Below are 19,508 nucleotides of genomic sequence, written 5' to 3' on the forward strand. Positions count from 1 at the left end.
CCTCGCGCCGCCCGCAGACGAAAGGATCATCACATGATCGAGCAGATCTTCACCGGCGTCCTCAACTTCTTCAACAGCCTGATCGGCACCGGCTCCACCGCCGCCGAGGGCTTCGTCAACACCGGCTCCGCCGCTGCCGAGGGTGTCTACGGCACCGTCACCGGCTCGCTCGGCAACGTCGTGGGCTCGCTCTGAGCTGAGTGACGCTGGACCCGCGAGGTCCTAGTCGCATTCAACGCCGACATTCTCTTTCGAGAATGTCGGCGTTGTGCATTTATCAGCCCATTCTTCTCCCGCCTTCCGGGCTTTTCCGGGAAAGCCCGGCACGCCTTTCGGCAATGAATGTGGCGCAGATCACATTAAACCGCGAGTGCCTGCCAACCAGCGAAAGTAAAGAGCATTCCCCGTGAATCGCCCGCGCGCGACACTGAACCGGGTGACTCCTGATGCAGCCGTACGTAGCGTCCGGAGGTGAGTTCCCGACAGGCCTCGTGCTCATCGAGGACTCCGCTAAACCGAGCGACGCACCAGGCGTCGCATCCCCCGACGAAAGGACCATCTCATGGGTTCCATCGAGACTTTCCTCCCCGGCCTCGCCACCGGCTCCGCCGCCGTTAACACCGGCTCGCAGGTCGTCGACGGCGGTGCCGACCTGGCCGCCAACGTCCTCGGCTTCTTCGCCGGCCTCGTCGGCACGGTCACCGACGCCCTCGGTTCCTGAGCCGACGCGCCTGACGGCGCCTCGCCCGGGCCCGGCTTCGGTCGGCCCGAGCGCAGAGTGAGACCGGCCCCCGCTACGGCGGGGGCCGGTTTCCGCATTCCCGCAACCCGTTCGGTCGCAACCCGTTCTGTCGCGGCCCGTTCCGTCCACACGCGCCGGTACCGTGGAGCCATGGAACTCGACCTGACCCGCCACGTCGCCGCCGACCCCGACACCGTGTGGGCCGTGCTCACCGACATCCCCGAGGCGCACCGCACGCTCAGTGGCGTGCTGGCGGTCGAGATCCTCACCTCCGGCCCGTACCAGCCCGGTCTGCGCTGGCGTGAGACGCGCAAGATGTTCGGCATGAAGGCGACCGAGGAGATGATGGTGCTGGCCGTCGAGCCGCCACACTCCACCACCATCGTCGCCGAGAGCGGCGGCACCGAGTACAAGACCGTCTTCACGATCACCCCGGACGCCGACGGCGGTTCGACCCTTCGGATGCGGTTCGGTGCACACACCGCTCACGCCCCCGCGGTCTCCCGGGTCGTGATGTCCGTGATGGGCCGGTTCGCCGAGAAGTCGACCCGCAGGACGATGGAGCAGGACCTGGCGGACATCGCCGCCGAGGCCGAGCGGCGGGCCGGGTGACCCGCACCCGGCCGGGCGCCGATCAGCCCCGCAGCGCCACCGCCCGGTCCCACAGGTCCGCGACGACCTCCGACGCCGGCCGATCGGCGTAGGCGTCGGCCGCCCGCCAGCGCGACCCCGCCCACAGCGGCGGCACCTCGGAGTCCCCGGCCTGCGCGGCGGCCTTGCGCATGGGCCCGGTGAGCAGGTGCAGATGCGGGTACGCCGGGGGCGCGGCCGCATCGAACTCTTCCACGAAACCGTTGACGAGCGCCCGGGCGTAGCGGCCGGTGTAGCAGCGGGTCGGCCGGGACTCTGTGAACCCGGGGTCGGCCAGCGCGCTCCTGTGCAGGTCGCTCGTGCCGGCCTCCGGGGTGCGCAGCAGGACGGTGCCCAGCTGCACACCGTCCGCCCCGGCGTCGAGCACGGCGACCACGTCCTCCGGCGTGCTGATCCCGCCGGCGGCGACGAACTGCGTCTCCGGCAGCGCCTCACGCACCGCCCGCACCAGCGCCACTGTGGTGATGCCGTCGGGCTCCTCCCCCACCGTCGTGGTGGAACGGTGGCCTCCGGCCTCGGCACTCTGCACCGACAGCCAGTCCGCCCCCGCCTCGACCGCCCGGCGTGCGTCGGCGACCCCGGCCACCGTGACGACCACGGCCGACCCCGACTCCTGCAGAGCCCGGACCATGCCGGGATCCGGGATCCCGAAGGTGAAGGAGACCACCGGGACCGGGTCGGCCACCAAGGCGGCGAGGCTGGCGTCCTGGTCGAAGTCGGTGAATTCCGGCTCCTCCGGGAGCGTGACCCCCAGCCGTCGTGCGACCGGCCCGATCGCCGCCGCGTACCCCGCCACCGCGTCCGGTCCACCCGCCGCCGACAGGGCGGCGGCGGAGTCGTCCCGGTCCACGAGGAAGACGTTCACCCCGAACGGCGCGTCCGTCAGTTCACGCACACGCGCGATCTCCGCGCGGAGGCCGGCGGCGTCGAGGTACCCCGAACCGATCATCGCGAGCCCGCCCGCCTCGCCGACCGCGGCGATGAGTTCCGGTGTCGTGGGTCCGCCCGCCATCGGCGCGCCGATCACGGGACGCCGCAGGTGGGACGGCAGAAGGCGGGGCTGGACGTGGCGGGTGTCGTCGTGGGTCATGCCCCTGACGCTACGCCGGGCGGTACCGCCCGGCGTCGGGTCACCGCATAGACCGCGCCGCCGACGACGAAGACGACGACGCCCCCGATCACCGACTGCCAGGGCAGACTCCCGGCCACCACCACGCACCCGATCGCACCCAGCACCGGCACCCAGGCCGGCAGTCCCCGGCGCCGCCGATCGAGGCGCAGTGCGGCGGTGTTCGCCACGAGGTAGTAGATCAGCACCGCGGAGGAGGAGAACCCGATCGCCTGACGGACGTCCGCGACCAGCACGATCGCGGCCACCAGCACGCCCACGCAGAGCTCGGCGACGTACGGCGTCCGCGTGGTGGGGTGCACGGCCGCGAGCGGCGCGGGCAGGTGCCGGTCGCGAGCCATCGCCATCGCCGTTCGGGACACGCCGAGCACCCCACCGAGCAACGCCCCCAGGGCCGCGATCCCGGCGGCGATTCGGACCACCGACGCGAGCACCGCGCCACCGCCTGACTCGCCACCGTCTCCTGCGCCACCGCCTGCCGCGCCGCCGACCTGAGCGGCCGCGTCGAGCACCGGCGCGGCGCTCGCGGCCACTCCCCCCACCCCGAGCACGTGCACCGTGGCGGCCAACACCGCCGCGTAGACCCCGATGACCACGGTGATCGCCACGACGACCGCGCGGGGGATCGTGCGGGCGGGCTCACGCACCTCCTCGGAGAGGGTGGCGATGCGGGCGTATCCGGCGAAGGCGAAGAAGCAGAACCCCGCGCCCCCGAGGACCCCGAGGACCCGGGCGGGCCACGCCTCACCGTCGACGGCGGGCGGTGGCGCCACCGGGCCGGCACTCGCGGGCCCCGTGACCCACGCCATCGCGACGAACACCGCCAGAACCGCCAGCACGATTCCGACCAGCACCTTCGACGCGGCGGCCGTGCGCTGCACGCCGAGCACCGACAGGATCGTCAGCGCGAGCACCGCCGCGGCCGCGACGAGGTCGGCGTGCCCGGGCCAGGTGTACAGGCCGACGGTGAGGGCCATCGCCGCGCAGGATGCGGTCTTGCCCACCACGAAACCCCATCCGGCGAGGAACCCCGGCAGCGGCCCGAGGTGTTCGCGCCCGTAGACGTACGTCCCTCCCGCCGAGGGGAACTGCGCCGCCAGCCGGGCCGACGACAACGCGTTGCACACGGCCACCACCGCGGCCACCGCGAGCGAGACCCACACCAGCGAGCCGGCGCGGGCCGCGGCGGGCGCGAACGCCACGAACACCCCGGCCCCCACCATCGCGCCGAGTCCCACGACGACGGCATCGGACAGGCCCAGTCTGCGCTCCAGAGTCGACGTCACCGTGTCACCATCACAAACCCGGGTGGACGGCAGATGAACGTGGCACCCGGCCCCCCGCTCGAATTCGGCTCACCCGCCGGTCCGGATACATTGGGGGTCGTGTCCCTCACCCGCCGGCTCCGCGTGACGGCTGCCGTCCTCATCACCGGACTGGCGATGAGCGGGTGCGCGGACGACGAACCCGTGGACCCGGCCCCCGTCAGCGCTGCGGCCACCCCGGCAGCGACAGCGGCTGGCGCTGCGCCGCCCGCGCCACCGGCGCCGCCACCTGCACCGCCGTGCGAGTCGCCCCTGGATTCACTGAGCCAGCGGGAGCGGATCGCGCAACTGTTCACCGTCGGCGTGAGTTCGATGGCAGACGCCCGGCAGGCGGTCGAGCAACACAAGATCGGGGGGATCTTCCTCGGTGGCGGCGTCGTCGGCGAGGTGGTCTCGGGCGACGCGCTCGCCCGTCTCCAGCAGGACTCTCCCCTCCCGCTGCTGGTCGCGATCGACGAGGAGGGCGGCCGCGTGTCCCGCATCGCCCCCTACGCCGGCCCGCTGCCGTCCGCCCGGGTCATGGCGGCCACCATGAGTCCGGAGCAGGTCCGGTCGGCGGCCCGCGCGCGCGGCGAGTTCCTGCGCGGGATGGGCGTGACCGTCGACTTCGCCCCCTCGGTCGACGTGTCCGCGCAACCGGACGGCGCCGTGATCGGGGACCGCTCCTTCTCCCCCGATCCGGCCCGCGTGGTGCGCTATGCCCGCGCGTTCGCGACCGGACTGCAGGACGCCGGTGTGGCCCCGGTCTTCAAGCACTTCCCCGGCCACGGCCGCTCCTCCGGCGACAGCCACAACCAGTCGGTGACCGTGCCACCCCTGGACCAGCTCGTGCCCCACGACCTGCACCCGTTCGCCGAACTCGCCGGGACCCCCGGCGCCGGCATCATGCTGGGCCACCAGCAGGTGCCCGGACTGACCGGGGTGGACCGTCCGGCCTCGCTCTCACCGGCGGCGTACCGACTCCTGCGGGAGGGCCAAGGTTACGGGGCGCAACAGTTCGACGGACCGATCTTCACCGACGACCTGTCCGGCATGCGCGCGGTCACCGACGCCTTCCCGCTGCCCCGGGCGGTCGCCGAGTCGCTCATCGCCGGCGCGGACTCCCCGCTGTGGATCACCACGGCCGGGATCGGCGAGGCCTTGGACGCCGTCGAACAGGCCCTGGCCAATGGCGCCCTGAGCAGACAGGCCCTCGACCGCTCCCTGATGCGCATGGCGGCACTGCGCGGGATCCCCGGCTGCGTGGGCGGCCCCGCCACCGGGCAGGTCGAGGGCGCCGCCGCACTGTCCGCACCGATCCCCGACCTCGCCCCCCGCGCCGGACTGCCCGCACTGCCGGGGCCACCCGGCTGACCGGTCAGCCCGCGCCCTCCGGAGTCGCCGCGCCCCCGGTCCACACGCCCGAGGATCCGCGACGGTGCGAATCCACCAGGTGGGTGTCGACCACCCCGATCGCCTCCATCAGCGCGAAGACGGTCACCGGTCCCACGAAGCTGAAACCCCGTCGTTTGAGCTCCTTCGCGAGCGCCTCCGACTCCGGCGAGCGGCTGGGTACCTCGTCCGCGGTCCGCGGCTGCGGGGTGGTCTCCGGCCGGTACGACCAGATCAGCTCCCCGAGCCCGCCCTCGGACCGCAGGGCTACCACTGCACGCGCGTTGGCGATGGCGGCGTCGATCTTCCGGCGGTTGCGCACGATCCGCTCGTCGGACATGAGCCGGGCCACGTCGTCCTCGGTGAAGGCGGCGACAGCGTCCGGGGAGAACCCCGCGAACGCCTCCCGGAAGGCCGGGCGCTTGCGCAGGATCGTCACCCAGCTGAGCCCGGACTGGAATCCCTCGAGGACCAGCCGCTCGAACAGGCCGGCCTCGTCGCGGACGGGCACGCCCCACTCGGTGTCGTAGTACTCCCGCAGCAGGGGGTCCCGCGCCGCCCAGGGAGGTCGCCTCAGTCCGTCCTCGCAGAGCACCGTGCCGGCGGCGGAGGCGTGGTTCTGGGTCTGGTTCTGGGTCTGGATCTGTGTCTGGGGCTGGGTCTGCATGGGGTCTCCCGGGTTCATCGGACCACCCGTGTGGCGGTCGCCCGCCACCCTAGGACCGCGCTACGACAGCACGCCCGTGAGCTGGACGATCCGCACCAGAGCCAGGACCAGCAGCGCCACACCCACCACGAGGGTGAGCACGCGCCCGGCCACGCGGCCGTACGACAGGAACCGGTCGATCCGGCGGGTGGCCGCGGTGATCCCGCCCGACCGGACCCGCGCCAGGGCGACGATCAACCCGGCACTGGGCAGGATCGCGATGATCGCGAAGTACAGGATCTGCAGCAGCTTGGACCACCACGGGGTCTCGGCGAAGGAGATGAGCACCATCCCCGCGGCGAACGGCGCCGACGTCCCGGACTGGATGACGCCCAGGGCGACACCCGTGGCCATGATCCCGAACTTCTGCAGGATGTTCTGCGTCAGCGGCGCCTCGACGCTCTCCTCCTTGGCCTCGGCGGGCTGCCGCAACCCCATGACCGTGATGACGAGGCCGACCACGCCGAGCGCGACCATCGCCCACAGGTTGTAGAACAGGCTGCGGACGAACTCCTGGTTGTTGCCGATCACCCACACCGAGATCAGCGAGAGCAACACGATGCCGCAGAACGCGCCGCCGGTGAACCGTGCGGCCCGCGGCGCGAACGCGACCCCGCGTCCGGCAGAGGTCAGCCACAGGCCCGCGATGACGGCGAAGGCCAGGAGGTTGAGCGAATCGATCGCCGCGAAACCCAGCAGGCTGAGGTAGTACTGCACCGGACAACCCTACCGACGTCGGCCCGGCCGGAAGTCTCGGAGGCCGTCGGGATCAGCGTCGTCGTCGCGGTCGCGGCCCTCGTTGTCGTCCCGTTCGCCGTCGTCCCGCTCGCCGTCGTCCCGCTCGCCGGCAGAGCTCCCCTCCCGGCGCGGGCGGCCGAACACCGACCGCTCGCGGCGCCGCAGCACGTCGAGGTCCCGCACGGTCCAGCTCCGCACCGGTGCCGGGACACGCCACTGTCGCCACCACGCGACCATGCGGAACGCGAACACGAGGAAGGACAACACGGTCGCGGCGATCGGCCCCCAGGTGTCGGTGGCCACGGCGAGGGCCGTCAGGGCGGCACCGGTCGCCGCCGGGATGACATACAGGTTGGAGCCGCTGAACACCGCGGGGATCTCGTTGGCGACCACGTCCCGCAGCAACCCGCCGCCCACCGCCGTGACCACCCCGAGCAGCAGCGCCGACGCGACCGGCATCCCGTGATCCAGCGCCCGCGCGGTGCCGAAGGTGCAGAACAGCCCTAGGCCCGCGGCGTCGAACGCGACGATCAGGGTCTGCACGCGGTGGATGAGCGAACCGAGCAGGTACACGACCGCCGCCGCGACCACGGGCGCGACCAGGTAGATCGGCTCCGACAGCGCGAGCGGGGTGACCCCCAGCAGGACGTCACGGATGATGCCGCCACCGAGACCGGCGAGAAGCCCCAGCACGAGGCCACCGGTGATGTCGATGTCCTTCCGCGCCGCCAGCAGGTTCCCGGACAGGGCGAAGAAGAACACACCCATCAGGTCGAACCACAGGACCAGCGGCGAGGACTCCACGGCGGGGCCTAGACCACCGCGTCGGCCGCGTCCGACGCATCCGTGGTGGAACGCGCGTGATGACGGTTGCGCACCGCCCGGAACGTCCAGAGCTTGTTGACGATGAAGTTGATCGGCATCGTGATGAGGATCGTCAGCAGCTGACTCCAGTACTCACGGGAGTTGATCCCGGCGTCCTCGTGGAACAGCGGCTCCGGTAGGTAGAACGGGCTGGTGGGGTTGGTGAACGCGAGCTTGATGAAGATACCCGCGGCCGCCGCCACCGACCCCACCACGAGGAACGGCCAGAACTCCTGCCAGGGCGGCGCCTTGTGCCCCTTGCCGAACGTCCAGTGCCGGTTGAGCAGGAAGTTGTAGACGTTCGCCACGAGGAAGGCCACGATCCACACCAGCGTGGTGAACCGGAAGTTGAACTCCGTCCCCCCGAGCGGGAAGAGGATGTCCTGGGCGTTCTGTGTCCCGCCGTTGGCCTTGTTCATCAGGACCGTGACGATCATGTTCACGACCATGCCGGAGCCACCCACGATCCCGAACATGAGGAACTGTCGGGCGCCACGACGGTAGCGGCCGGGTTCGGGGAGGGCTGGGGTCACAGGCGATGAGTGTAGGCGTTCACCGCCCTCTCAGGCCGCGCCGTGTCCTTCCGCGATGCGTTCCGCCGGGTCCTCGATGGGCCCGGGTGCGGTGCCGTCGCCGAACGGTCGACCGCCCAGTTCCTCGCGGTGGTGCGGGGTGAGCAGACCGGACAGGTCCGGCCCCTTGGGGACCACACCGGTGGGGTTCACGTCCCGGTGGACGTCGTAGTAGTGCTCCTTGATCTGCGGGAAGTCGCAGGTGTCACCGAAACCGGGGGTCTGGAACAGGTCCCGCAGGTAGCCCCACAGCGCGGGCATCTCGGAGATCTTGTTGCGGTTGGCCTTGAAGTGGCCGTGGTAGACCGCGTCGAAGCGGACCAGTGTGGTGAACAACCGGATGTCCGCGACGGTGATCGTGTCGCCGACGAGGTAACGGCGCGTGGACAGCCGCTCCTCGAGCCGGTCCAGCGATTCCCACAGCTCGTCGTACGCCTGCTCGTAGGCGTCCTGGTCCGCCGCGAATCCGCAGCGGTACACGCCGTTGTTCACGGTGGGGTAGATCCACGAGTCCAGCTCGTCGATCTCGTCCCGGTGCTCGGCCGGGTACAGGTCCGGGGCACCCTCGCGGTGGAAGGCCGTCCACTCGGAGAGGAGATCGAAGTTGAGCTTCTGATAGGCGTTGGTCACCACCGACTTCGTGGGCAGATCGACCAGCGCGGGGACCGTGATGCCGCGCGGGTAATCGGGGATCCGGTTGAAGTAGGCCTCCTGCAGGCGGTGCAGGCCGGTCTCCGGGTCGCGCTCGTCCGGGTCGAGGTCGAAGACCCAGGAGTTGACATCGTGCGTGGGGCCCGCGAGACCCATCGAGATGACGTCCTCGAGTCCCATGAGTCTGCGCACGATGATGGTGCGACTGGCCCACGGGCAGGCGCGGGCGGCCATGAGTCGATACCGGCCGGGCTCCACCGGCCACCGCATCTCGCCCACCCTGTCCCCCACCGGTTCCGACCCGGCCGGTACGTCCGCCACCACGCGATCGTTGATGTAGGTGGCGTCGCGGACGAACTCGCCGTCGGTCGAGGCGTTCCTGGCGGGCGTGAAGTCGGAATCGGCAGCCATGAGGGCCTCCAGAGGTAGGCGTGAGGTCATTGATGCATCACCAACATACCGGGTGGAATGTGGCCAGGCCAGCCCTCCTCCCCACAAGGGGTGTGCGACGCTGGGCACCATGGACTCCGCGCACGTCGACGACGTCCCCGCCCGCTACTCCGACTTCGCCGAGTTCGAGGTCCGCGGACGCACCCCGGTGTACCTCTCCTGGGCCCGGGGCATCGCGGACGACCCCGCCACCAGCGACCTCATCGCCTCTCTGCCCCGGATCAAGCGTCAGCCGGCACTGTTCTTCGCCGCCGCCCGTCACGCCGGCGCGCCCGAGACCGAGGACTACCCGGCCTTCCGCGACTTCGTCCACGATCACTGGCCGGAGATCGAGCAGGTCATCCTCACCCACTCCACGCAGACCAACGAGGCCAAGCGCTGCGCGGTGCTCCTGCCGTTCCTGTCCCTGCTGCCCGGACCGCTCTCGCTGGTGGAGATGGGCGCCTCCGCCGGCCTGTGCCTCTACCCGGACCGCTACGCCTACCGGTACACGCTCGACGGCGGCGTCACCCGCGAGCTGACGCCCGCATTCGTCGACTCTGCCGCGGCGCCCCCGGTCCTGGACTGCGACCTGCGCGACGGCGTCCCGCTGCCCCGCGCGTTGCCGGAGGTCGTCCACCGGGGCGGCGTCGACCTCTCCCCCATCGATCCCGCCGACGCCGACTCCCGCGCCTGGCTGCACAGTCTCATCTGGCCCGGACAGCAGGCCGAGCGCGGTCCCCGCCTCGACGCCGCGCTCGACATCGCGGGCGCCGACCCTCCGCAGATCATCGCGGGCGATCTGGTCGAGGAGCTGGAGGCCTCCGTCGCCGCCTGCCCCGCAGGGTCGACACCGGTGGTGTTCCACACCGCAGTGCTCGGTTACCTCGAGCCGCCGGCCCGCGCCGAGTTCGTCCGCCGGGTCGCCGAGCTGGACTGTGTGTGGATCTCGGTCGAGGGTGTGACCCTCCTGCCCGACGTCGCCGCGCAGGTCCCGGAGTCGATCCGTCGACACAAGGGCATCTTCGTCGTCGCCGTCAACGGTCGCCCCCTGGCCACGGCGCACGGTCACGGTGAATGGGTCCGCGCGCTCGACATGCCCTGAGCTAGCCGAACGGCCACCCGCGCCGCATCGGCGCGTCCGTTCCGGCCCCACCCACCTCGGGCTCGATGAGGTACTCCGTGCCGAAGGCCGCGGCGTAGATGTCCGGCGGGAAGGCCAGCATCATGCCGATGTCACTGGTCTGACTGGCGTGGCACTGCATCGCGCGGCGCTTGAGGTCGATCACGTCCGCGGGCAGGTCGACCGCCCACGTGATCTCCGACTCCGCGACACCGATCGGTTGACCGTCGTCCCCGGTGAGGATCGCCTGCCGGATCCGGTCCACGTCGAGGTCCATCCCACCGGACGCCAGCGCCTGCATGAACTCCGCCGCCTCGGGACTGTCGAGCATCGCCAGCTGGGCGTCCCGGTTGGTCGTGGCCTCGAGCAGGCGCGGGCGCCGCGCGGCCAGTTCCACCGCACGGCGGGCGATCCGGTGCACCGCGATGTGGTCGGGGTGCCCGTAGTTGCCGTGATGGTCGTACCCCACCAGGACGTCGGCGTCCTCGCGGTCGCAGATCCGCGCCACCCGCGCCGCGGCGTCGTCGACGTCGGCGCGGTGCAGGCACAGCGGGTCATCGTTCTGTTCCCACCCGGTCATCCCCGAGTCGCGGTATCCCAGCCAGTCGATCCGGGCCACGCCCAGTACCGCCGCCGCCGCCCGTGCCTCCCCTCGCCGGTACTCGACCAGGTCGCCGTCGGGTCCGAGGTGCTCGGGACGCTCGCCGTGATCGCCGTCGGTGGCGAACACCGTCACCACACGGTGCCCGTCGCGGGAGGCGAGCGCCATCATCCCCGCGGTCTGCGAGGTTTCGTCGTCGGGATGGGCGTGGAGGAACACGATGGTCGACACCCGGACATTCTGCCCTGCCGGCCGCCCCGCGCGGGGCGTCACGCCCGTGCGTCGGGATGGCCCGCGAGCCAGCGGTCGAACGCCTCGGCGCTGGTCAGCTCAGGCGTGTAGCCGAAGACCGTCCGTAGACGCGTGTTGTCCAGCACCGGGCGGTAACGCAGGAAGCCGGTCTGCTCGGGCCCGTAGCGGCTGACCCGCAGTGCGCTTCCCACGGCGAGGACCGCCTTGAGCACCGGCTCGGGGATCGCGAGGGTGCGCTTGCCGAGCCGCGCCGCGATCTGGTGGATGGTCAGCGTGCCGGTGCCGGCCACGTTGAACGTGCCGGGCGGCCCGTCACCCACCGCGCGCACGACGATCGCCACCAGATCGGTGTCCCAGATGAACACGAACGGCGAGTCCGACCCCCGCACGGCCAGCAGCCGCCGCCGGTGGAACAGGGCGGTGATCTGGTTGTCCACGGCGTCGCCCAGGATCGGGCCGATGCGCAACACGACCTGCTCGAGCTGCGGATGGTCCCGGCGGGCGTCCGCGAGCAGGTGTTCGACGAGCGCCTTGTGGTGACTGTACGCGAAGGCGCTGGTGCCGCGGACCGGGTGATCCTCGGTGATGGGCACCGGATTGTCCGCGTGGTAGCCGTAGGCCGCGCCCGACGAGGACACGACGAGCCGCCCGACCCCGTGTTCTACACAGGCGTCGAGGACGTGGCGGGAGCCGTCGACATCCACCCGGTAAGCGGCGTGGCGCCCCATCCCGTCGGGGTCGACGATCGAGGCCAGGTGCACCACCGCGTCGTGCCCCGCAACGGCGGCGGAGACGGCGGCGGCGGCGGTCACGTCGAGGCGCACGTGCCGCACCCCGGCGTCGCCCGGGCCGTCCGGCACCAGCAGGTCGCCGCTCGTGACCTCGTGCCCGGCCGCCGCGAGTCCGGCCACCACCCCTCTGCCGAGGAACCCGCTGCCGCCGGTGACCAGAACCTTCATGCCGTGACCTCCCTGTTCTCGGCGTTCGTCGTGCTGTGCCGCGCCCACACCACGGCGACGACCAACCCGGCGATGATGTCCCACACACCCCACCACGCGGCGACCAGGGCCATCCCACCGAGTCCGTCGAAGAAGCTGAACACGAACAGCAGTCCCAGCCCGGCGTTGCGGATGCCCACCTCGAACGTCATGGCCTTGCGGGCGGGGACGTCGAGCCGGAACCCACGCGCGATGCCGTACCCGAGGCCCAGGGCGAGCGCGTCGTGGAGGAACACCGCCACCGCCACCACCCCGATGTAGGCCACGAACAGCGACCAGTTGTTGGCGACCGCGATCACGATGATCCCGCCCAGCGCCACGAACGACAGGATGCCCACCACGTGGTGGGTGCGCGCGGCGACCTGCGGCAGCAGGTGCGACACGGTCAGCCCGAGCGCGAACGGCAGCGCGATGACCAGAAGCACCTCGCTGAGCATGTCCCACGGGGCCACGGAGATCTCGACGAAGTACTCGCGACCGGTGGGGTGCAGGTGGCCCCAGAACGCGAAGTTCAGCGGCAGCATGGCGATCGCCAGGACATTGCCCACCGCGGTCATCGACACCGACAGCGCCACGTCGCCACGCGCCCGGTGGGTGAGGATGTTGGAGACGTTGCCGGGCGGGCAGCACGCCACGAGGATCATGCCGAGCGCGACCGACCCCTGCACGCCGAGCAGCAGCGTCAGCAGGAACGTCAGCGCGGGCAGCAGCGCGAACTGCGCTGCCACGGCCACCGCGAACGCCCTGGGCTTGCGCAGCGCCAGCCGGAAGTCGGAGAGCCGCGTGTCCATGGCGATGCCGAACAGGATCAGCCCCAGGACGATCTTCAGCGTGGTGAGGGACCCAGAGTCGAACGCGATCCGGATGTCGTCGACGTTCACGAGCCGGCCCCCGGTGTCTGCGCGGAGTCCGAACCCGCCGCCTCCATGCGCGCGACCAGCCCGGTCACGGCGCCGCGGTAGGCGCTCTTGTTGACGTAGTAGGCCATCCGGTCCAGCCCGAGGTAGTTGTAGCCCCCCGTGAGGTCCGGGCGGGGGCCGCGCCGGGAGGAGTCGACGACGGCGAGGGCCGCACGCCCGGCCGGGAAGTCGTCACGGCGTGCCGCGAGATAGCGGGCGACGAGGTCGGCCTGTTCGTAGCGGCCCTGCCAGCCGATGCCGGAGGCCTCGAGCATGCCGAGTACGGCGAGGTCGTCGCGGGCCGACGGGAAGATGTTGAGGTGCAGGTCCGGCGCGGCGGCGCTCTCGGCCCAGTCGAGGTGGCGGCGGTCGATGAACGGGTAGTCCAGCACGTAGCCGGTGGCGAGCATGACCAGGTCGTACTCGCCGGAGGTCCCGTCGACGAAGTGCACGGTTCGCCCGTCGAACCGGTCGATGTCCGCGCGGACCCCGATGTCGCCGTGGCCCACGTGCTGCAGGATCAGACTGTTGACGACGGGGTGGGACTCGTAGATCTTGTGGTCGGGCTCGGGGAAGCCGAACCGGGTCGGATCGCCGGTGAAGGCCTTGAGTACCCGCGAGTCGATGGACTGCTTGATCCGCGGGGGCAGGGGGCGACCGCCGGACCCGAGGGTGTCGGCAGGTCGGCCGAAGAGGTACTTGGGCACGAAGTGGTAGCCGCGCCGCACGCTGATGTCGACCGACGCGGCGTGGTGGACGGCGTCGACCGCGATGTCGCAGCCGCTGTTGCCCCCGCCCACCACGAGGACCCGATTCCCGGCCAGCTCCCGCGGGTACTTGTAGCGGCTGGTGTGGCGGACCTCGCCACTGAAGTGCCCCGCGAACTCCGGGATCTTGGGCTCGGAGAGGGTGCCGTTAGCGATCACCAGCGCCGAGAACTCCCCGGCGTCAGCCTCGGGCCCGGGGCCCACCTCGTCGTCGTCGTCGGTCCCCTCGCCCCCACCCACCGCGCGCACGGTGAGTCGCCATCCGGAGTCGCGCTCGCCGCTCACCGGTTCCGCGCGGACCACCTAGGTGCCGAAGCGGAACCGGTCGCGGAGGCCGAAGTGGTCGGCGAAGTCGCGGAAGTAGGCCAGCAGCCGGCGGTGGTCCGGGTAGTCGGGGGTGTCGGCCGGCATGGGGAACTCGGCGAACTCCGTGGTGCGGGCGGAGGAGATGAGGTGGGCCGACGCGTAGACCGTGCTGCGCGGGGAGTCGATGTTCCACCGCCCGCCGACGTCTCCGGCGAGATCGAAGCCCACCCAGGCGACGCCAAGCGGTCGAGGTTGCGGGCTGCGGCCAGGCCGGAGGGCCCGGCCCCGACGATGGCGACTGGACGGGTGTCAAAGATGGGCACGGGTACAGATACTGCCCCAGATCGCGAGAATCCCCGGCCGGTTTCGTCCGCACTGGACGAAATCGACCGGGGAGGGCTCGGGAGCGACCGGGCGTCTACTTCTCGCGAACGACCGAGCCGTCGTCCTGCAGACGCAGGAGCGGGTAGATGCCGTTCTCGTCGTGGTTCTCGTCGCCGACGACCGGCGGGTTGAAGACGCAGAGCATCTGCATCTCCTCCTCCACGATGACCTGGTGCTTCTCGTTGCCGTCGAGCAGGTACATGGAGCCCGCCTCGAGCGGGTACTCCTTGTCGTTGGTCAGGTCACGCAGGGTGCCCTTGCCACGGGTCAGCCAGACGGCCTCGATGTGGTTGGCGTAGTGGAAGTCGTTGGTCGTGCCGGCGGCGATGGTGGTCTCGTGGAACGAGAACCCGACGCGGTCGTCGGCCAGGACGATGCGCTTGGACTCCCAGTTGCCGTTGTTGCCCTTGATGTGGCGGTCGGTGTCGGTGATCTCTGCGGTGGTACGAACGATCATGCGGGGCCTCCTCGGCGAGGTCGTGGGTCGAGGGTGGGTGGTCGGGCGCGCTCAGAGGTACTGCTGGGCGAGGACGTGGTCGACGGCCTCGTAGCAGATCTCGATGCCCCGATCGCGCTCGTCGTCGGTCAGGGTGAGCGGGGCGAGGAACTTGACGACCTCGTCGCTCGGGCCGGCGGTCTCGACCAGCATCCTGTTGTCGAAGCAGCGGGCCATGACCTCTCCGGCCAGCTCCGGCTTCTCGAGGAAGGCGATACCGAACGCCATGCCGCGGCCGCGGAGTTCGAGCTTGCCCTCGTACTTGTAGACCAGCGGGGAGAAGCGCTCGCGCAGGATACGGCCGTTCTCCAGCGTGCGGTTCTGCAGCTTGTCGTCGGACCAGTACTTGCGCAGCGCCACATCGGCGGTGATGAACGCCATGTTGTTACCGCGGAAGGTGCCGTTGTGCTCGCCCGGGGTCCACTCGTCGAGCTCGCGGTTGAACAGGGTGATCGCCAGCGGCAGGCCGTAGCCACCGATCGACTTGGACAGGCAGACGATGTCCGGCTTGATGCCCGCGAACTCGAACGAGAAGAACTCGCCGGTGCGACCGCAGCCCATCTGGACGTCGTCGACGATCAGCAGGATCTCGTGGCGCTTGCACAGCTCGTCGAGGGCCTTCAGCCACTCGGCGCGCGCAGCGTTGATGCCTCCCTCGCCCTGGACGCACTCGACGATCACGGCCGCCGGGCGGTTCATGCCCGAGCCGGAGTCGACGAGGACGCGCTCCATCCACTGGAAGTCCTCGGTGACGCCACCGAAGTAGTTGTCGTACGGCATCGGCGTGGCGTGGACCAGCGGGATGCCGGCACCGGCGCGCTTCATCGAGTTGCCGGTCACCGACAGCGATCCGAGAGTCATGCCGTGGAACGAGTTGGTGAAGTTGATGATGGCCTCGCGGCCGGTGACCTTGCGGGCCAGCTTGAGCGCCGACTCGACGGCGTTCGTCCCGGTCGGCCCGGGGAACATCACCTTGTAGTCCAGCCCGCGCGGCTCGAGGATCTTCGAGGAGAAGGTCTCCAGGAACGCGCGCTTGGCGACGGTGTACTTGTCGAGCGAGTGGGTCACGCCGTCGCGCTGGATGTACTCCAACAGCGCGCTCTTCATGTCGTCGTCGTTGTGGCCGTAGTTCAGTGCGCCGGCACCGCCGAAGAAGTCGAGGTACTCGTCTCCGTCGACGGTCGTGAGCGTGGTGCCCTTGGCGGTGTCGAATACCACCGGCCAGTTGCGCGAGTAGCTACGGACCTCCGACTCGCGGTCGGAGAAGATGTCCGTATTGGTGCTGGTGTCGTGCGTGGACTCGGTCATGGTCTTCAGATCACTCCATTTGTGAAGAGGCGGGCGACGGTGGCGGGCCGGGCGGCCCGCGCGCCCTCGTCTAGGAAATCGTGTACAGGTCTTCTTGCTCGTGACCTTCGCCGAGGAGTTCGGAGCCCAGGTAGTCCTCGTCGGACAGCGTCATCCCGCGGTCTCGCGCGACGGCACCGAAGGTGCGCTGGGACGCCTCGTTGTCCGGGCTGATGGTGGTGCGCAGGCGCACCACGCCGCGCTCGGCCAGCCGGTCCATGAGGCTGTGCAGCAGTCGCGCCGCCAGTCCCTTGCCGCGCTGGTCGGCGTCGACGCCGACCTGCCACACGAAGATCGTGTCCGGCTCCGAGGGGCGGATGAATCCGGTGACGAATCCGACGACCCGGCCCTCGACCTCCACCACCACGGAGCTCTCCGAGAACTCCGCCCCCCACAGCACGTATGCATAGGAGGAGTTGAGGTCGAGAACGCCGCTGTCTCGGGCGATCTCCCACATGCGGGTTCCGTCTGCCGCGGTGGGCACGCGGAACAGCGCGTCGGACGAATCAGGGTTACGGGGTACTACTCGTTCTCCTGGGTTCATAGTCGGTGTCCACCGTAGTGACGTCCCCACGTTGTTGCATCACCCTTCCCCAATTCGTTACCTGAAAACACGATGAGTGTGCAGGTGGCCGCCGGGGAGTGAGGTCGGTCACGCGGCAGTCTCCGACAACGGTTCCGGCGCCGGCCCTGCGGTGAGAGAATCAGGACATGGACGCCAACCCGATCACCGAATTCGACGAGGCGCGAAGTCTGCAGCTTCTGGGCACGGTCTCCCTGGGACGCCTGGTCACCGTCTCCGAGGGCCGTGCCGACATCTTCCCCGTCAACTACGCGCTCTCCCCGGAGGGCAAGCTCTTCTTCCGCACCGCGGAGGGCTCCAAGCTCGCCGGGATCACGGTCCATCCGGACGTCGTGTTCCAAGTCGACCACATCGACGGCGACGACGCCTGGTCGATCGTCGTCCGCGGGACGGCGCGACGGCTCGACAGCTTCGCGGAGATCAACCGCGCGGAAGAGCTCGGGCTCAAACCCTGGATCCCGACCCTGAAGTACAACTTCGTCGAGATCACGCCCGAGAAGATCTCCGGCCGCGGGTTCACCTTCGGCGAGGAGCCGGAGCGCTACACCGGCTACTGATCCACGCCTCACTGGCCCGCGCCCACCTAGCCACCTACCCACCTAGAACGGTGGTGGGTCGATGAGTTCGTCGAGGCGTTCGTGGAGTAGGGCGCGGATGCCTTTTTCGATGTCGCTGTGGTGGGGTTTGTTGCGGGCCCACCAGCGGCTGGCGCTCTCGGGGGTGGCGCTGGCGGGGGTGGCTTTCTCGGGCGTGGTGTCGGTGGCCGCGCTGGTGGTGGCGGCGGCGCCGGCGGCGTCCGTGCCTGTGCCGTTCCCGGCGGCCGTGCCGGTCCCAGGAGCGGGCGGGGCGGGGTCGTAGGTGCGGGCGCGTTCGGCCTTGCGGCGTTCGGTGTTGCGGCGTTCGGTGCGGTGGCGGGAGGCGCGGCGGGACCAGAACGTCGGCTCCGCGTCGGCCTTCTCGTCGCCGGTGGGGTCGGGGCTGCGGCGTTGCTGCCGGGTCCACGCCTCGGTTTCGGCGTGGGCCTGTTCACGCCGGTACTCGGCCAGCGGGCCGGAGGGTCGGGTGAGCATGGTCGAGCCCTCCGGGGAGCGCACCAGCAGGGTGCCGTCGGGCTGCAGTTCGTAGATCCAGTCCGAGAAGGTCTTGAACCGGTGATGCCGACGACACATCGCCGCCAGGTTGGCCTCGATGGTGTGCCCGCCCCGACGGGGGTCGGCGTGATCGAACGGCACTACATGATCCAGATCGCAGGCCTCGGCGGGGATCGCGCAGCCGGGGTGGCGGCAGGTGCCGTCCCGCAGCCGGATCCGGCGGGCCAACTGGGCACCGGGCCGGTACTTCAGGGCGGCCCGGGCGTCATCGGCGGCGCCGATGCGCGGGTCGATGGGCTCGAAGGTGGCCCCGTCGCTGGTGGCGAGCATGTCCAGCAGGGCCTGCAGGGCGGCCTGGCCGGTGCGGGCGAACTCCACCCGGGCGCCGCCAGCGTCGCGGGCGTCGTTGCCGGTGGCGATGACGGTGACCTTCGGCCGCAACGCCACCCCGGCACCAGGCGCGCCGGGCTGACCGGGCCGACCGGCGCGACCAGCGGCGCCAGCTAGGCCGGCGTCGCCGCACACCAGGGACATCAGGGCGTCGGCGCGCCGCTCGGCGATCGAGTAGTCCTCGACCTCGCCAGCGGCCGCGCGATCGCCCGCGTTGGCGGTGTCGGCGTTGGCGGTGTCGGCTTGGGTGCTGGCGGCGGCTTGGGCGTCGGCGTACTTGTGGTCTTTCACGCGCTGGTCGAGGGCCTCGGCCAGGACGGCGGCTTCCTCGGTGGCCAGGATCGCCGACACGCTCGACATGCCATCGACGCCCTTGTGCAGGCGTACCCCGCGGGTGCGGGCGGCTTCTTGTCGGCGCAGGCGGATCCCGTTCGAGTCGTAGCGGGCGATGATCGCATCGACGTTGCCGCGGATGGCTTTCTCACCCAACCGCACCCCGCCCTCGATCGCGGCGAGATACTCCTCGACGACCCGCCGCTGCACCGCCTCGAGCACATCGACGTGGACGGTGGCCATCTGCGAGGCCAGTATCTTCGCGGCCTGCAGATCCAGCCGCCCCTGCGCCATCGCGGACAGGATCTCCGGATACCGCAAGTGCAGATCGACAGCGAAAGTGATCATCCGTTCGGCCCGGCCCGTCGAGATCGCCATCGCCGACACCACGTACCCGGCCGCGACATCGATCGGATCGAGCACCGCATGACCGGGCCGACACTCACCGCTGCCCGCCCCGGACTCCTCCCGGCGTTGGCATTCGACAAATAGCTCGTAACAGGCCACGAACCGGCGCGCCGCCGCGCGATTCTCCCCCATCCACCCCTCACGCGCCGCCGCCCGAAACTCAGACAGTGCAGTGGGCGCCGTGGAGCCGGCGCCGCCACCAGACGAGGACGAGTCACCGGACGGGGACGGGCCGCCGGCCGCGCGGTCTGCGTTGCCGCCCATGTGCCCACCCCCTGAGTGTCCGGCTGCTGCCTGGTATCGAATCTGTGTTCTATGATACGCACGCACATTCGAACAGGCAAGGGTCGAA

At 70.5% G+C, this 19,508-nt stretch carries 20 protein-coding genes and 1 pseudogene; 6 read left to right on the top strand and 15 right to left on the bottom strand.

Annotated elements, in window-relative coordinates:
- The first annotated feature begins 33 nt into the window (after positions 1-33).
- The 3 genes from J1M64_RS04400 to J1M64_RS04410 all read left to right on the top strand — a co-directional run bounded on the left by J1M64_RS04400 (position 34) and on the right by J1M64_RS04410 (position 1,354).
- Positions 34-195, top strand: coding sequence for a hypothetical protein (locus J1M64_RS04400; protein ID WP_206473064.1), 162 nt, complete (start codon positions 34-36; stop codon positions 193-195).
- Positions 196-562: 367 nt separating this feature from the next.
- Positions 563-721, top strand: a complete 159-nt coding sequence (locus tag J1M64_RS04405; protein WP_182616812.1) for a hypothetical protein — start codon at positions 563-565, stop codon at positions 719-721.
- A gap of 171 nt (positions 722-892) precedes the next feature.
- A complete protein-coding gene (locus J1M64_RS04410) occupies positions 893-1,354 on the top strand; it encodes an SRPBCC family protein (RefSeq protein ID WP_096906637.1) in 462 nt (153 codons plus the stop codon).
- Positions 1,355-1,376: 22 nt separating this feature from the next.
- Here the strand turns inward: J1M64_RS04410 and J1M64_RS04415 are convergent, their stop codons facing one another.
- A complete protein-coding gene (locus J1M64_RS04415; RefSeq protein WP_206473072.1) occupies positions 1,377-2,483 on the bottom strand; it encodes a nitronate monooxygenase family protein in 1,107 nt (368 codons plus the stop codon).
- Positions 2,480-3,808, bottom strand: coding sequence for an APC family permease (locus J1M64_RS04420; RefSeq protein ID WP_307872368.1), 1,329 nt, complete (start codon positions 3,806-3,808; stop codon positions 2,480-2,482). The genes J1M64_RS04415 and J1M64_RS04420 overlap by 4 nt, the downstream gene beginning before the upstream one ends.
- 99 nt (positions 3,809-3,907) lie before the next feature.
- Here J1M64_RS04420 and J1M64_RS04425 point away from each other — a divergent pair, with 99 nt between their 5' ends.
- Positions 3,908-5,200, top strand: a complete 1,293-nt coding sequence (locus J1M64_RS04425) for a glycoside hydrolase family 3 N-terminal domain-containing protein (RefSeq protein WP_206473075.1) — start codon at positions 3,908-3,910, stop codon at positions 5,198-5,200.
- A 4-nt stretch (positions 5,201-5,204) separates the two neighbouring features.
- On the opposite strand, the gene J1M64_RS04430 is transcribed toward J1M64_RS04425, so the two are convergent.
- The 5 genes from J1M64_RS04430 to J1M64_RS04450 are packed head-to-tail and all read right to left on the bottom strand — an operon-like array spanning position 5,205 to position 9,160.
- Entirely contained in the window at positions 5,205-5,885 is a 681-nt protein-coding gene (locus tag J1M64_RS04430) for a DNA-3-methyladenine glycosylase I (RefSeq protein ID WP_067715923.1), read from the bottom strand.
- Positions 5,886-5,945: 60 nt separating this feature from the next.
- Positions 5,946-6,641: a hypothetical protein gene (locus J1M64_RS04435; RefSeq protein WP_067715919.1), complete on the bottom strand. Its 696-nt coding sequence runs from the start codon at positions 6,639-6,641 to the stop codon at positions 5,946-5,948.
- Between the two features lie 9 nt (positions 6,642-6,650).
- The gene (locus J1M64_RS04440; protein ID WP_067715918.1) at positions 6,651-7,466 is read right to left on the bottom strand and encodes a trimeric intracellular cation channel family protein; all 816 of its coding nucleotides are present in this window, start codon (positions 7,464-7,466) and stop codon (positions 6,651-6,653) included.
- Between the two features lie 8 nt (positions 7,467-7,474).
- Positions 7,475-8,059: a GtrA family protein gene (locus J1M64_RS04445; protein WP_082923884.1), complete on the bottom strand. Its 585-nt coding sequence runs from the start codon at positions 8,057-8,059 to the stop codon at positions 7,475-7,477.
- Between the two features lie 30 nt (positions 8,060-8,089).
- A complete protein-coding gene (locus J1M64_RS04450) occupies positions 8,090-9,160 on the bottom strand; it encodes a glutathione S-transferase family protein (protein WP_206473077.1) in 1,071 nt (356 codons plus the stop codon).
- A 109-nt stretch (positions 9,161-9,269) separates the two neighbouring features.
- On the opposite strand from J1M64_RS04450, the gene J1M64_RS04455 reads away from it, so the two are divergent.
- On the top strand, positions 9,270-10,283 hold the full coding sequence (locus tag J1M64_RS04455) for a DUF2332 domain-containing protein (protein WP_206473080.1): 1,014 nt from the start codon (positions 9,270-9,272) through the stop codon (positions 10,281-10,283).
- A gap of 1 nt (position 10,284) precedes the next feature.
- On the opposite strand, the gene J1M64_RS04460 is transcribed toward J1M64_RS04455, so the two are convergent.
- The 7 genes and pseudogenes from J1M64_RS04460 to ectA form a co-directional block, all read right to left on the bottom strand.
- A complete protein-coding gene (locus J1M64_RS04460; protein WP_206473082.1) occupies positions 10,285-11,133 on the bottom strand; it encodes a PIG-L family deacetylase in 849 nt (282 codons plus the stop codon).
- Between the two features lie 38 nt (positions 11,134-11,171).
- A complete protein-coding gene (locus J1M64_RS04465; RefSeq protein WP_206473084.1) occupies positions 11,172-12,113 on the bottom strand; it encodes an NAD-dependent epimerase/dehydratase family protein in 942 nt (313 codons plus the stop codon).
- Complete coding sequence (locus J1M64_RS04470; protein ID WP_206473086.1) at positions 12,110-13,033, bottom strand: bile acid:sodium symporter family protein; 924 nt, start codon at positions 13,031-13,033, stop codon at positions 12,110-12,112. The genes J1M64_RS04465 and J1M64_RS04470 overlap by 4 nt, the downstream gene beginning before the upstream one ends.
- Positions 13,030-14,352 (bottom strand): annotated as a pseudogene (locus tag J1M64_RS04475) (flavin-containing monooxygenase). Before J1M64_RS04475 ends, J1M64_RS04470 begins: the two are co-directional and overlap by 4 nt.
- A gap of 190 nt (positions 14,353-14,542) precedes the next feature.
- Positions 14,543-14,965 (bottom strand): ectoine synthase, encoded by a 423-nt coding sequence (locus J1M64_RS04480; protein ID WP_067715905.1) that lies wholly within the window; start codon positions 14,963-14,965, stop codon positions 14,543-14,545.
- Between the two features lie 51 nt (positions 14,966-15,016).
- Positions 15,017-16,312: a diaminobutyrate--2-oxoglutarate transaminase gene (gene ectB, locus J1M64_RS04485; protein WP_206473088.1), complete on the bottom strand. Its 1,296-nt coding sequence runs from the start codon at positions 16,310-16,312 to the stop codon at positions 15,017-15,019.
- A 70-nt stretch (positions 16,313-16,382) separates the two neighbouring features.
- Positions 16,383-16,895 carry a diaminobutyrate acetyltransferase gene (gene ectA / locus J1M64_RS04490; protein ID WP_206473090.1) on the bottom strand — a complete coding sequence of 171 codons (513 nt, stop codon included), beginning with the start codon at positions 16,893-16,895 and terminating at the stop codon, positions 16,383-16,385.
- 167 nt (positions 16,896-17,062) lie between these two features.
- Between ectA and J1M64_RS04495 the strand changes: the two genes are divergently transcribed.
- The gene (locus J1M64_RS04495) at positions 17,063-17,491 is read left to right on the top strand and encodes a pyridoxamine 5'-phosphate oxidase family protein (protein ID WP_067715897.1); all 429 of its coding nucleotides are present in this window, start codon (positions 17,063-17,065) and stop codon (positions 17,489-17,491) included.
- Between the two features lie 42 nt (positions 17,492-17,533).
- Here J1M64_RS04495 and J1M64_RS04500 read toward each other — a convergent pair whose 3' ends face one another.
- A complete protein-coding gene (locus J1M64_RS04500; protein ID WP_206473092.1) occupies positions 17,534-19,420 on the bottom strand; it encodes an HNH endonuclease signature motif containing protein in 1,887 nt (628 codons plus the stop codon).
- Positions 19,421-19,508 lie beyond the last annotated feature (88 nt).

Origin of the sequence: Dietzia sp. KRD202, assembly GCF_017168155.1 — a bacterium.
Taxonomy (GTDB): Bacteria; Actinomycetota; Actinomycetes; order Mycobacteriales; family Mycobacteriaceae; genus Dietzia; species Dietzia kunjamensis.

Coding starts and splice junctions, on each gene's coding strand:
- J1M64_RS04500 (WP_206473092.1), bottom strand. CDS start 19,420: ATGGGCGGCAACGCAGACCGCGCGGCCGGCGGCCCGTCCCCGTCCGGT.
- ectB (WP_206473088.1), bottom strand. CDS start 16,312: ATGACCGAGTCCACGCACGACACCAGCACCAATACGGACATCTTCTCC.
- J1M64_RS04400 (WP_206473064.1), top strand. CDS start 34: ATGATCGAGCAGATCTTCACCGGCGTCCTCAACTTCTTCAACAGCCTG.
- ectA (WP_206473090.1), bottom strand. CDS start 16,895: ATGAACCCAGGAGAACGAGTAGTACCCCGTAACCCTGATTCGTCCGAC.
- J1M64_RS04410 (WP_096906637.1), top strand. CDS start 893: ATGGAACTCGACCTGACCCGCCACGTCGCCGCCGACCCCGACACCGTG.
- J1M64_RS04455 (WP_206473080.1), top strand. CDS start 9,270: ATGGACTCCGCGCACGTCGACGACGTCCCCGCCCGCTACTCCGACTTC.
- J1M64_RS04450 (WP_206473077.1), bottom strand. CDS start 9,160: ATGGCTGCCGATTCCGACTTCACGCCCGCCAGGAACGCCTCGACCGAC.
- J1M64_RS04415 (WP_206473072.1), bottom strand. CDS start 2,483: ATGACCCACGACGACACCCGCCACGTCCAGCCCCGCCTTCTGCCGTCC.
- J1M64_RS04480 (WP_067715905.1), bottom strand. CDS start 14,965: ATGATCGTTCGTACCACCGCAGAGATCACCGACACCGACCGCCACATC.
- J1M64_RS04465 (WP_206473084.1), bottom strand. CDS start 12,113: ATGAAGGTTCTGGTCACCGGCGGCAGCGGGTTCCTCGGCAGAGGGGTG.
- J1M64_RS04405 (WP_182616812.1), top strand. CDS start 563: ATGGGTTCCATCGAGACTTTCCTCCCCGGCCTCGCCACCGGCTCCGCC.
- J1M64_RS04495 (WP_067715897.1), top strand. CDS start 17,063: ATGGACGCCAACCCGATCACCGAATTCGACGAGGCGCGAAGTCTGCAG.
- J1M64_RS04430 (WP_067715923.1), bottom strand. CDS start 5,885: ATGCAGACCCAGCCCCAGACACAGATCCAGACCCAGAACCAGACCCAG.